This is a genomic window from Methylomonas sp. MgM2, from assembly GCF_054172045.1.
This window is the reverse complement of sequence record NZ_JBSYXO010000005.1, coordinates 59,144-72,392: the sequence shown is the minus strand read 5'-3', so window position 1 is coordinate 72,392 and position 13,249 is coordinate 59,144. Positions and strand designations below refer to the sequence as shown.

At 48.3% G+C, this 13,249-nt stretch carries 11 protein-coding genes; all 11 read right to left on the bottom strand.

Annotated elements, in window-relative coordinates:
• Nucleotides 1-246: 246 nt before the first annotated feature.
• Nucleotides 247-1,665 carry an eCIS core domain-containing protein gene (locus tag ACW73I_RS05800; protein WP_458028293.1) on the bottom strand — a complete coding sequence of 473 codons (1,419 nt, stop codon included), beginning with the start codon at nucleotides 1,663-1,665 and terminating at the stop codon, nucleotides 247-249.
• A gap of 11 nt (nucleotides 1,666-1,676) precedes the next feature.
• Nucleotides 1,677-3,995: a proprotein convertase P-domain-containing protein gene (locus ACW73I_RS05795; protein ID WP_458028292.1), complete on the bottom strand. Its 2,319-nt coding sequence runs from the start codon at nucleotides 3,993-3,995 to the stop codon at nucleotides 1,677-1,679.
• 379 nt (nucleotides 3,996-4,374) lie between these two features.
• On the bottom strand, nucleotides 4,375-4,974 hold the full coding sequence (locus ACW73I_RS05790; protein ID WP_458028291.1) for a M15 family metallopeptidase: 600 nt from the start codon (nucleotides 4,972-4,974) through the stop codon (nucleotides 4,375-4,377).
• Nucleotides 4,975-5,177: 203 nt separating this feature from the next.
• Nucleotides 5,178-5,858 (bottom strand): hypothetical protein, encoded by a 681-nt coding sequence (locus ACW73I_RS05785; RefSeq protein WP_458028290.1) that lies wholly within the window; start codon nucleotides 5,856-5,858, stop codon nucleotides 5,178-5,180.
• Nucleotides 5,859-5,860: 2 nt separating this feature from the next.
• Nucleotides 5,861-7,315 (bottom strand): eCIS core domain-containing protein, encoded by a 1,455-nt coding sequence (locus ACW73I_RS05780; RefSeq protein WP_458028289.1) that lies wholly within the window; start codon nucleotides 7,313-7,315, stop codon nucleotides 5,861-5,863.
• Nucleotides 7,312-7,569, bottom strand: a complete 258-nt coding sequence (locus ACW73I_RS05775) for a hypothetical protein (protein ID WP_458028288.1) — start codon at nucleotides 7,567-7,569, stop codon at nucleotides 7,312-7,314. The genes ACW73I_RS05780 and ACW73I_RS05775 overlap by 4 nt, the downstream gene beginning before the upstream one ends.
• Nucleotides 7,566-9,650, bottom strand: a complete 2,085-nt coding sequence (locus ACW73I_RS05770) for an ATP-binding protein (protein ID WP_458028287.1) — start codon at nucleotides 9,648-9,650, stop codon at nucleotides 7,566-7,568. The genes ACW73I_RS05775 and ACW73I_RS05770 overlap by 4 nt, the downstream gene beginning before the upstream one ends.
• Complete coding sequence (locus tag ACW73I_RS05765; protein ID WP_458028286.1) at nucleotides 9,647-10,924, bottom strand: DUF4255 domain-containing protein; 1,278 nt, start codon at nucleotides 10,922-10,924, stop codon at nucleotides 9,647-9,649. The genes ACW73I_RS05770 and ACW73I_RS05765 overlap by 4 nt, the downstream gene beginning before the upstream one ends.
• On the bottom strand, nucleotides 10,921-11,973 hold the full coding sequence (locus ACW73I_RS05760) for a hypothetical protein (protein ID WP_458028285.1): 1,053 nt from the start codon (nucleotides 11,971-11,973) through the stop codon (nucleotides 10,921-10,923). The genes ACW73I_RS05765 and ACW73I_RS05760 overlap by 4 nt, the downstream gene beginning before the upstream one ends.
• Complete coding sequence (locus tag ACW73I_RS05755) at nucleotides 11,970-12,695, bottom strand: T4 family baseplate hub assembly chaperone (RefSeq protein ID WP_458028284.1); 726 nt, start codon at nucleotides 12,693-12,695, stop codon at nucleotides 11,970-11,972. Before ACW73I_RS05755 ends, ACW73I_RS05760 begins: the two co-directional genes overlap by 4 nt.
• A gap of 15 nt (nucleotides 12,696-12,710) precedes the next feature.
• The gene (locus tag ACW73I_RS05750) at nucleotides 12,711-13,244 is read right to left on the bottom strand and encodes a phage tail protein (RefSeq protein WP_458028283.1); all 534 of its coding nucleotides are present in this window, start codon (nucleotides 13,242-13,244) and stop codon (nucleotides 12,711-12,713) included.
• Between the last annotated feature and the right edge of the window lie 5 nt (nucleotides 13,245-13,249).

Sequence of the window (13,249 nt, the reverse complement as noted above, 5' to 3'; positions counted from 1 at the left end):
AAATTGAGTTTAATCGTCTCTGAGGGTGGGCTAGTTAGTCTAAAATCTTCCGATTGCTCACTACTGTCTCCAAAGATCGATCCCACCTCTAGCCAAGGGAGCATGGTGTACGCGCAATAATGTAAAGCAACCAAGCTTGGCAGCGAATTCATCTGCGCAAGTCCGGCGATGGAACTTTTAGTGAGACAATCTGGCAAAGTGATCATTTACTTCCTAATTAGTTAACTCGTTGGTACCTGATCTGGCTTAAGGCGTTGCTTGTACTTCAGTGACATAAGGCATCCAAGCTGTCACATCTTGTCCCGATTTTGTTCGTATGTAAAAATCTTGCAATATGTCTCCTTGTTGCTCGGTGTTGAAGCTGGTGAATGCGCGACCGGCTCTCGTAGCCGCATTTAGACCCGCCTCAGATCCATAGTCATAGGAAGAGAAGATAGAATGATATATTGTCGTAGTGAGTAATATTCCGTGCTGGTACTGCCATGAGTGTGTCAATTCGTGAATCAACCAAGGCATAAAATTCGTTCTACTAAAGGATCCCAAAGGGAAGTTAATTGTCCATGGGGTCGTTCGTGCATATCCTCCAATTGACAAAATAGGGTCTTCAGCGAGCGATATTTGATCCAAATTCAAACTATTTCCAAATACTGAACGTGCCTCGCGTTTTTCAAAATCTGTAAGATTTCGTTGTGTTTGCCGCTCAATTACATTGCTATCTCTATCTACTTCATATGTTCCGAATAGTGAAGAAACTTCAAAAACACGATCATTGCTGTAAACAAAAACATTATGGTCATCAGCTAACGCTTGGGACATTTCCGTAGCACGTCTAAATCCACCAGTGTTAAGAACTGTTTCTATTTCACTCTGGGTAGCATTCCTATTTGCAAAAAACACTCGTTGACCATCGTCTGTAGCAATAACTTTCCCAGAATTGATTAATGGCAGTAGAGCCGTACGTATATTAGGGGCATCACCACTCCGTCGAACTGATGAAACGGATCCAGATCCTCCAAAGGAAGGTAAAATTTCAGTAGTTTCATCGTTATATGCAAGAAGTTCTCGTTGTATAATTCCCGGTGAGTTATTACTCAATATTCTGTTTGCTGAGAAATTACTTATCCTGCTGTAGTCAGCATTCAATTCTGCCTGATGCTCTTCATCGGTATTTGATTCTCCTAAAAACAACTTTTGTGGTAAATGCCCTTTTCCCTGTTGCACAACGTGCGTCAGTTCGTGCACTAATAATATCTCCCCTTGATACGTATGCGGTGAATACTTATTACTACCAAATACTATATTTTGTCCCGCAGTATATGCTGATGCATTAATATGTTGCGCCGATTGGGCAGCCAAATTATCTGAATGTACCCGCACTCGACTAAAGTCTTGACCGAAACGAGATTCCATAACTGCGCGTGTAGTGGGATCGAGCGGCTGACCAGGTGAACGCAGAACGTCGTGCACGATAGGAGGAACTTCCGATGCTTCGCGTCGATTAGTCGACTTCCGTTGGAGTTCTATCCTCTTATTCTTACATCCCTCACACTCCCCGCTCGTCATCGAACGGCCGCCGCATGCACACTTTCTTTGCAGCAGGCCTGCAGCGGGTGGCGAAAAAGACTGGTCTAAACGAGCTCGTTTGGTTTGTAATTGACCGGCCATAGCATTCTCCTCTAACCCGCCAGCTCAATCTGCAAAGCCCAACGATTAAGTTTTCCCACATCCTTGGCTTCCAGATCCGCAACCCGCAAACGCCACAAGCCGTGAACGGGCTGACCGCGAATTGAAGCGAGCCCGGCTGTTGTAGCTGACGAATAGGTCGTAATCAGATTGTCGGCGCTCCCACCCGAGCGATTGTGCAGCACGATGCTAGTACCTGCAGGGGATACCAAGGAAACACGCAGGTCGCCGATATAGGTATGCGTGATATCCAGCGACACATTAAGATCTCGGGCATGCCCGTCATCATTGACTATCAACGACCGTTCAACTCCACCGGAATTGTTGTCCGGGATTATCACGCCGGGCATCTCTTCCAATCTGATTGAATCATCCTGCTTGCCGGTGACCTCGATTTCCCAGCGGGTGAGCAAGCCGGTATCGGCTGGCGCCAAATCTTGTAAGAAAAGCGTCCAAACGCCTTGAATGGACTCGCCGGTGAGTCCGGCAAGACTCGGAGTATTGGAGATATCGAAGGTTTTTCTGATATTGTCTTCACGACCACCATTCCGGTCATGAAGAACAACAGTTCGCCCCGAGGGTGCAATCAACGTCAAGCGCAGATCGCCGATGTAGGTATGGGTGATATCCACTGTTACCTTAACCGCCCCGGCCAACGCGCTATCGTTAAAGCGAACCGTATCCCGCACCCCGGAGGAATTATTGTCCGGAATTTGCAGCACCGGCACAGACGCTTGCCGAAATATCACTTCCGAGTTATTTCCATTGCCTTGCCTGAACGCTTCGGCTACCGCTGCCGCAGCATCAGCACGACCATGCCCAAACCAGGGACTCCAGGTTCCTTCCGGCATACCAATGTCATTAAAATCGCCACGATCGAACGGTGCAATCGGTGATACATCCCAAGTCGTCGTAGGATCAAAACTTGCCGCCGGTGTGCGCGGGTACCCCCCCATATCGAGATCTTTAAAAGCGGTTCGCTTCAAAATGGATACAATCTGAACAGCGGTTAAGTTCGGATTCGCAGATATGATCAACGCTGTTATGCCCGCTACCAGGGGCGTAGCGCTCGAGGTTCCGCCGAAAAACGCTGTTACACCACTACCCTCGCCCGTCGTCGTGGTAATGCCGAGACCCGGAACGCTGAGGCGGAGGTATTCATGGACATTGTTGCTGGGAGCGCAGATTCCGATTCCGGTACCGTAGTTGGAATAATGGCTGCGCCGGGCATTGCTTGCCAGAGCAGCCACATACATCACGTTGGGACGGTCCACTAAATTGTGCCGGAACTGGCGCGATGTGCGAACCCCAACCCATGTGCGGGTACCGTTATCGTTAAACTCCCAGCCGCGATCATAGGGAATATCCAACTCAGCAGTATGTTGAATCGGGCAATTTTCGTTACCCGCCGCCCATAAAAAAACAATGCCACGGCCGCGACGCCCGCCGGATGTTGCCAACGAAGCAATGCGATTGGTTACTGCCGTCGCAAAGAGATTCGTTGGGCTACTTCCCCACGAATTGGAGATAACATCCACCTTGTCGGCCATATAATTGATAGCGGTTAGCAATTTCGAATCACTAATCAAAAGAAATGGCCCGTCCGACTCCCATTGAATCGGGAACAATCGACAGCCGGGTGCTGCGCCGACAGTGAACGCCGCGTCCACTTCCCCGGCAATTACACCGGCACAAGAGGTGCCGTGGTTAGCCCCGGGTTTATACATTTCCGTGGAATTGGCATCAAAGTCGTTGCGGACAATCAAGCGGTTGCCACGGAAATATCCCCAATCAGCGAATTTACCCGGAGAATCAAAGTCAGGATGGTCGACGCGGCAACCGTCGTCGGTAACGCCGACCACGACATCAAAATCGCCAAAACGATCCAGAATACGCCACGCATCCTCGCATCTCGTGGAAGAGCGGGCGTCAAAAGCGGGATCGTTGAGTCGGGTGTGCAAATGCCATTGCTGAGCATAATTTGGGTCGATCGGAACCGTAAACTGATAAGTTTGTACCCGATAGTTCAGATCATTCTCGGCCGACTCGACTAAGGGTTCGTTTTCCGTTAGCTCCACTACCAGATCAACCGCCTCCCAACCGGTATGCGGGGTCAACTGAAACAGGTAATCGCGGTCGCTATAGGTTTCTTTTTTGATCAAGCCGTAACGGCCTGCAAACTCATCGATCTGCTGAGTCGACAGCACTTTACGGAAGCTGACGATGATACAACCCGAGATCGTAAACTCCTGACCGGTCTCCGCGTCATAATAGGCTGCATGCGTGACAGCAAGATTCGCAGCCTGATCCATTAATCTATCCCTATCTTCTTCCGTCACGCTTACCCGAGACGAATGCGGAGAAATGGTCTTGGCATCCCTAATACCCAAGCGCTCAAGCCGCTCAGGCGTCGTGCGCGCCACAAACTCCGTCGCGCTTTTTTTCAGCAAAAGTTTTTTGCCACCTCGATATGTGTAGGTTTCGTTAGTTTTCTTCATACCTATGTCTCCTTCGGTGACTCGCCCAAGACAAAAGTGACTCCACTCCACCCTTCAAGCAATTTTGCTTGTTACGGCCTACCCGCTTCGATTCAACGTATGCGATTCGAAAATATCCAATTAGCACTGCACGCTAAAGCGTTATTCACTCGCTGAAGCGCCCTTTAGCTTCGAATTGCAACCAATAAAATGCCTAAACCAACGCCCGGCCGTTTTCAAATCTCTCACGCACGCTTGCCAGCATGAGACCGGTCGCAAGCTGATAGTGCGGCTTATCCTTAAAGCTTTTCCAATTACCGCCCCATTCCAATTCAGGCTCTAAAGCAACTTCCGCGGCCTTATCGTAAAGAGGCGACTCGCCCAGATAGGCACCGTTTTTAAAAATCCCGATATCCCAGGCGATACCAAAGTTATGATTACTGTGGCCGCCTTTCGCTTTTGTGACGATCGGTTTCGGATTGCCGAAACGGCCTTTCCTAAAAAGTGCATTTTGTTCGTCATAAGTCCGGGTACCGGAGATAATTCGAGCTTCGATTCCTGCATTCAGGACTTTCTTCAAAAAAATCCTGGCCAAGCGTTGCGCTTTTGGGTTTAGGGTAGCAATGCTTCTCTCGCTACGAGAATCGAAGGTACCAAGTTCAACAGCAATCTCGTTGCTTTGTTCGTCGAATGCGGAAATCGCCGCATCGGTTTTTTTACCGTGAATACCGTCCAACTTGCCCTTATATAAGCCTATTCCCTGCAAAAAGCGTTGCAGGAATAGGGTGTCTTCACCGAATAGTTGTACGCTCATACAAATTTCCTTCCCTTTCGTTGGTTCTCAAGAATGTTCTTACCACATGTAATTATTTAATTAGTCTGCTATTGCCTGATTAAGATGAGTAACCGTTCGCGATAAAGCTGTCGGCATTCTTGTTTGCTTAACATCATTTGGCACACAGAACCAATGCATACTACTTGGCTATAACTTAGATTAACACTTCGCCCCTATGTGACTCATTCTGGTCGCTTACAATCTAATTTAACTTTCTTGATTTTCATATTTTCTCCTATCATATTTAAGAGAGATTCAAGCGCATTACAACCAGTCAAACCAAAATCAATAGTAAGAGAAAAAACTCTGTCATTAATATGTTCTAGAGGGCTAATGTTGTGAATACCTATACAACTTTTAAACCATCTCTGGATTATTGAGTTAAGTTCGTTTTCTAACTTAATCCTTGACCAATTACCTTCGATTTCGAAAGTAATAACAACATGGGGCCAAATAGGGTCATTAATCTCGAAGTCGATCTTATTTTTTGTACGAATCCGGAAATTGCGCCGCATAGTTAGCCATTTCTTGATGTCCTGGCTATCTAGATGCAGCCACTCAAACTCTATTGAATCTGGAGTTCTTTTCCAACCAATAGTCACAGGCGACAGATAATCTAAGTTTAATAATTCAGCGTTGAGTACGCGGAAAACTCCTTTTTCTATAACTGTGAAGGTTCGTTTAGGATGACCAATATCTCCAGAGTTTTGGTTAATGTCTTTCATTATTCCGAGAAGAACGAAGTCGTCGAGAGACTCTCCAACCTTCGACTTAAATTTCGAAGAAAGCTGTCGATCCATTTCAAAGAAAAAGGAGTCTGTTTCATCTAAATATTTGACAAACTCACTAAGCCACTTAGCCATGATTAAAAGCTAAAGGACAATCGCAGCGCTACCCATTCAAGGGCACCTACTATGGGAACAAGAACATCGTCAGCGATTCCAACGCCAGACAAATCGTCCGCAATTAAGGCTAAAATAATAACTGCTCCACCTAAAAGAATATAATTAATCAAGTCAGGGTTTGCTTGTAAAAATTCTTCGGCAGCTTGTGTGGCATCAAGGCCTTCTTCGTACACTCGCCGAGCCCATCTAGTGATTCTTTCCCTAGCTGATTCAGTCACCGGAACAGGATAATAATCTGGTACTCTTCTAGTTTCTGGAACCCTCCGAGGTTCTCGCTCTCGTCTCCGCAGCGCATACAGAATTAATCCAGGCCCTTCTAACCATGATACGATTATGTAATCTCCGATTGTTATTGGCGGTGCATAGTAAATAAATCCCAAGTGCCAGTTTACATGCGGGTCACAGTGAATCTCGGCCTGCGCTAAATAAGCAAGTGCTTCGGCAAAGCCTGATAACGCAAGGCCAGCGGGTTTAATTTCGTATATGCCACCAATAGAACTGACTATATCCGCACGGCCTATCCCACCAGTAGGACCACTTCCAGGAATTACGTATTCCGTTGCCGCTGTCGGGTCTATGTTTCTTACAAAGTGTTGCTGAATAGCAAGATGGACAAATGTACCGAAGAACTCTGTCCCTCCCGGAATTAATGACGTTTCATAACATGGAAAAAGTGGATTATGAATACTCTGGCGCTGTAACACCTCCGCCGCGTAAGAGTTTTGTGATAATTTATTTGATAATTCGTATGTTAATGATTTTTCAGTTCCCTTTTCTAAAACAGAAGAAAGACGGCTTCCAAATGATCTTTGCTTATTGTTGTTTCTGCTTACTCCGTGTTGTTGCACTACATGTGCTAACTCATGTGCAAGTAAATGTTTGCCCTCGTTTGTCGTCGAGGAGAGCTTGTCCGGTCCAAATACAAGATGGTGATCCACAGTATAGGCATGTGCACCCACATCCGTAGCTGATTGTTCCGCCTCCGTCCCCGTATGCACCCGCACCCTCGAAAAATCATACCCAAATCGTCCCTCCATCTCCTTCCGAAGACCCGATTCCAGCGGCTGGCCAGGACTTGCCAGTACTCGCTCGACACTTGCTGGCACCTCAGTTGCCTGTCCCGAAGACATCCCACTAAATCGCTGTACCCTGACTGGCGCTCGGCTCAGCCAGCCCTGCATGGGCGCAGCCATCACCTGATCCGCAATCCGATCTGCCTCGCGCTCCAGCGGATCATCCGCTGCGCCGATAGTGAGCTTGCGCTGCAGTGTACGCTTTGTTTTTGCGCATTCCTCGCACTCACCACCAACTGGCGTATGTCTTCCACAAGCACATTTGCGCTGAAGCAAACCGTTGGATTTAGTTAATGCAATTGGTTGCTGTTGCTGGGTTTGAGTAGCGGTTTGGCCGTTCATTCTCCTATCCCCCGATACACTGCTTCGGCGATTTGTTCTCCCAGTAGGGTTGGACTTGTGTCGCTTGCAAATTGAATGCCGGGCGTCCTAACTTTGTAAACAGCCCCGCCGGCTTGCATGTCAGAACTTAGACCACCTTCCGTCATAAGGCGCGTTAATTCCGTTTGCATCGCTGCCTGTAGCAGTGGCCGTCCGCTCGCCGTGAGCGATATATCCTCCAAAATCAAGCGTTCGATGTGAAGGTTGATATTCATGTCCCCCCCTTGACCACTTCCAAAACTCGAAACTCCGCTTCGTTGATCGGTTTTTCCAATTTACGGAATTCGGTGCGCACTGCTTGCATGACGTGGCGCATACCTACGTATTCACCGCTCTGCGCAGCCAAAAAAGCTGCATTCAAAGCGATACTGTGGATATTGCCCCCGGTCAGATTGAACTGAGCCAAGCGATTAAAATCCAGATTGCCAAACTGTGTATCGGGCCCGAAAACGTCGCCGGTAAAGGCTTTTTGCCAAATCAGCTTGCGCTCGGACGGGCCGGGAAAAGCAAAATTGACAATAAAGCGCAAACGCCTTAGAAAAGCCGAATCCAGCGCACTTTTCATGTTGGTTGCCAATATCGCCAGTCCATTGTAGGCTTCCATGCGTTGCAACAGATCGGCGATCTGGGTATTGGCGAAACGATCGTGGCTCTCCTTGACTTCGCTTCGTTTGCCGAACAAGGCATCCGCTTCGTCGAAAAATAATAAGGTACCGCCGTCTTCGGCTGCATCGAACACTTGCCGCAAATTTTTTTCCGTTTCGCCGATGTATTTGCTGACCACTGCGGATAGATCGATACGGTATAAATTGAGATTAAGCTGGCTGGCGATGACTTCCGCCGCCATGGTTTTACCGGTGCCGCTGGCTCCGGCGAACAGCACGCTGATACCGAGTCCGCGGCTCATTTTTTGCCGGAAACCCCAGTCGTCGTAGACCTTGTGCCGGTTCGGAACCTGCTCGGTGATTTGCTGTAACAGCCCCTTGATATCGTCCGGCAATACCAAATCGTTCCAGGACGCTTTGGGTTCTATGCGGTGGGCCAATTTGTCCAAACGCGGCCGGGTACTTTTTAAACAAGCCTGCCATAACTGTCTGAATTGTTCGCTACCCCCCAATATTTCATCCACCGCGACGGTTTGCGAAATACGCTTAATTGTCGGCAGGTTCAAGTTGAATTGACTTGCCAAACGTCCCGAATCGTCTTTATCAAGTGACGATACCAAGGTTTGCCAGGCTGTTTGTTGTTCGGCCGTTGAGGGTTTTGCAACGTCAAAAGCCATGGTATCGCTACCCAACTTTGCATGGATTTCCCGGGTATCGACAAAGACCAGGCCGTTAAGACGTGCCGCGAAACTCTGTGTCGCAACTGCGGCATGATTCTCATGGTCGTCTGCACAATCGAGGTAGAGCGCGAATGGCATTAAATAGCTTTCCCTTTGCCAAAGTCGCGTCAGCGATTCCATGTCGGCACTGGCCAACGGCAACGACCCTGCCAAGATGGGGAACAGTTGCAAACCCAGCGCTTGTGCTGTTGCTTTGGCGATTTCTCGTTTGCTTTCGGAGTCGGTTCCCAATAGTTGAACCGTTTGCGGTTCATTCGGCGCGGCATTACGTAAATTGTGCAGAATTAGATCTGCAATCGCTTGTTGCGAGGCTGATAGTTCCATGGCCTGAGTACTATTCAACTCAGGCGGCGCCATATAAGATGACAGGCGATCATCAAGGTAATTAATGCCTTTGAGGTAATTCAGAATGCGCTCGTCTAAATTTAACGTACTGAGCGTCAAGCAGCGCGAGCCCGGCTGATGGATATCGAGCAAGCGCCAATAGCGTAGTGGACTGGTAGCCGCCAGCGCTTTCCAATCTGGGTCGTCAAAAACTTCAAAAGCCAACGCAAAAGTGGGATAGTTGCGCTGGGCATCATTTTGGCAGCGGCAACACAGTTCAGCCATGGCCGGATCCAATTCCATCGCAGCGCACAGTAATAACAAATTTTGTTCAAAGCGGGACAGTCCCAAACGTTCGCTCAAAATCACTGCAGCAGGCGGATGCGGACTTTTTTCGGCGGTCGCTAGCTCTTCTTCCAAGCGGACAATTTCATTGTCATCGGTATGATGCGTTGAAGAAACATTCGCTGATTGATCACGACAGGTAAACCATCCGCATTTTTTTTTGCGGCTTTGTGCTTTAGGCGCTTTTTCGTCGGCCAGTCGCAGCAAGCGCAATCTCAACCACTGCAATGCATTGGACAAATAACTATTATTCTGATTTTGCCATTGTTTAATATCGTTCATGGCACCACCACCTGCGGTTGGTCGTATTTTCCATTATCCGCTTTATGCAACATGCTTTCGGCGCCGTCCACCTGCACGCGAACCAGATAAGTCCCCGAGGCAACAATATCCTGTATCTGAAAATCCACTACGCCGGTTTCTGTGATGATTGGTTCCGTTGGATCGTTCGACTCAGGAATGCCGTTGTTTTTAGGCGCATCAAGTCGATAGCCGCTTGGCCTTGGATTGTCCGTTAACTCATTAAGGCTTAAGACGACTCGTTGCGACCTACCCACCGGCAGCGTGAATTCCACGCGGATGTTGCTGTCTACCATTGATACCGTCAGTGTAGGACGCAGCGGGAATGTATAAACATCGGATTGATTGAAAGAATGCGCCACTGCCGGGTCGCCCAACGGAATCTGATGAACGATCTGCAATCGTTTGACACCGGCGCGCAAATTTGAGCCATCCGGTAGAGGAGTGGTTAACGGTGTTAGCAGAATTTCAGTATCGCTCAATGCTTCGGTAGGTATCTCTATACCATCGAGTAAAACCTGAGTGATCTGCCCTTGTAGCTGCTGACCTTTGATCAACAGTCGAGCACCTAGTTCTATCGCCGCGTTCTCGGGTAATTCGTTGCCATCGTCGTCCAAAACCCGAACTTCTTTGATATCAGGTTTACTAAACGGTATTCCGGACACCCCTCGCTCGCTGACCGGCAGTGCTTGTTGTGGTGTTTCGTCGCTTTCGATCAGGACCACCGAACCTTGATAGGTTACAGATAATGCATGTTTTGTTTGCAATAAAATCGACCAAAGCTTGGATGCTTCTTCCAGCGAAAACACGGTCTGAGTAAATTTCACCAGTTCCGTGGCATCTGCCAAATTAGAGCTGTCCAAATAATCAATACCTTCGATGCCCTTACGGATTTGTTCACGGGTTAAAACCGAACGGGCGTTAATATCGCGCACGACGGCACCTAGCATGCGCTGAGGCTCTAGTTCGCTGTCGTCTCCGTAAAAAGCGATGAGGTAATGCAAATCTAAGGCTGTTTGCGGTTTTCGTACCAAGCGACCGTCCGCCGAACGGTTCGGCAGATCGTCGTTTCGTAGTGCGCTGTTTGGGGTAACCTGATACAGATAAAGATAAACGCTGACCGTGTCGATTCCAACCAAGTCTTCCGGGCGACTTTTATTGAGCTTGACCTCTTTTCCAAGTGCGCCTTCGGCGGCCTTCAGCACAGTTTGACCCAATAATTCGGTTACAGTGGCAATAGCCAAATAATTACTCATCGTGTACCACCGCTACGTTTGTTGAGGTACTCGTCCAAACTCATGGTGGACGATTTTCGATGGTTTTTTTTGGGTTGGGAACTTACCGCCGGTGTCGCGCGAATTTCGATACGGCCGATGGTGACGTTGATTGTCGGTTGCTGCTGTTCGCGCGTGTTGTTTTCTTTAAGTTGCTTTCCCACGTCACGCAGTTTTGGATTCGAAAGCGAAGATAGAGGATGAATTACGTTAATCGGCAACAAGGTATTTGATTGTATTACGGGCTTGGGATCGGCAGGACTTTCATTCATTGGGCGCGGATTTGCTTGCTGCGCCAATTTTTCCGGCATACGAGGTGTGACCGCGAGGACCTCAGAATTCTCGCCGAGTGGAGGCGTAATCCAGAATTCATTTACTTCAGCTTTATGGATTACGTTCAATGGCGACTGTCGGTTTGCGGAAAGTTCCGGCACTAACGGTTTTACTAACGGCGCGGTTTTGCTCGTGTTTGATGTAAGAGACTCGTCAATGTTGATTCGCACGATCTCCTTTTCGATAGACCTGACCGTCTCATGTGCGGTGGGCGCAGTAATTTTGTCAAACTGTTTGTCAGATAGGCGATTTTGAAAAGTTTCCGACGTTTCACCTTGGCTAACGGAAATCGGCACTGCTTCTGTCTGGTCAGGACGAAAAGCCAAGGTATTACCCACGCTGCGCATAGAGTCATGCGGTGCCGTATTCATGGATGCTTGCGGTTCAGGATTAATTGTCGGAGTGTAACCAGACGTTCTGTGGTTACTCTGATATCGCGTTTCCGACTGGGTTTCGATCCTTTCAATCTTTTCGCTCTCAGGGACTATGGATACAAACGAGTTAACATCATCTCCCACGCTCGTTTGCCTTGTCTCGGGCTCTTTAACAGTGTCCACGGTTGTTTGGAATGGAAAATCTCTGCCCTGAAATGTATTGGCTGTTCTTTCAAATAGTGATGGCAAACGCGGCTGAACGTTTCCGATCATTTCATCCGAACGAAAGCTCCTGGCAAAAAGTGTTTGCAGATAATCGTTCATACGCCGATATATTCCAAATACAGTTGCCTACGCATAGGACTCATGGCCAATATATCGACTTCGCGCCACCCAAATGCCGAGGCAAGTAAATACACCTCGCGCAAGGTCCGTAATGCCCAGTTATGTATCTCTCCCCACAAAAAAGATGTTATGTCGAACACCGAAGCCCAATTTTTTTCGCAAGCCGGACAGGTTAAATCCAGTTCTAAGTGGCTTTGCGGATCGGCTTCTAACAGGGCATTTGCCAAGGTACTGCGCGTTTCTTCCGGCAATTCGCGATAAGCAATCGGATCATTACCTTTTTTAGCCGAAATCACGCAGCGCTCTAGCAATGAATTTTTTGCGAGAGTCGCGTCCAAGACGCTCGCAAACGCCAAATCACCAATGTTAGGCACGCGATACTCTAACGTAAATTCATAGCTGTCCAATAAATGGATGTCCGATACCGTATCTAAGTCTTTTGATACACGTAAATCGCCGATATCAAGATCAAGCTCAAGCCATTCATTACAGGCAGGACACGTTATTTTGCAGGGTACCTTACGTCCGAATAGTGCCTCTCGAAGATCCAGCAATTTCGAATCGCGCTGGCCTATCGTCAGGGTCTGGAAAGTGTCCTTTGTGCAGCCGGTTGACGTCTGCAACAACATATTCGCCCGCTCAAACATGGATCTTTCCATGCCTTGTTCCCAAATTGCCATTAAGTTTGATGCAGTCAACATCACTTATCCTTGCTTTTAATCAAAACTCGGCTCATCAGGAACCTGAAAATCGGTATCCCGCTCCCAGCCTTCGTTTTCAAGTTTTATGGTTTGAATCGCAACAGCATTGGCGTTGGCGTCGAGTTCCGGTAGTGCAGTGTATTCCGACACCCAGCAGCGATGCACTGTGTAGGAAATGACTTTCTGCCCTGCCTCGTTGAACACATCAATAATCACTTCTTTACGAAAATCGGCCAAAGACGAGGCTTGGCCACCTGTCCCGTCGTCTGTTGCATTAAAGTTCCAGACTTTTCGCGCCCAGTCTTCGAAAGCAGTATCGTGAGTCACGCCTCGTTCCAAAGTGATGGCTTCGTATTTGATACGACCCGGCGATTTACGACTGGTGCTCGGATCCCCGCCCTCACGATGTTCGACGACTTCGGTGGTGCGCTGCAATGCGCCAACTTTGCTGATACCTGCAACATAGTTGGGACTGGTACCAAACTTGACGCGGAACTTGAAATTTTTGTAGGGGTCGTAGCGGTTGGGTGTTGCGACAAGTGCTGTCATGACTG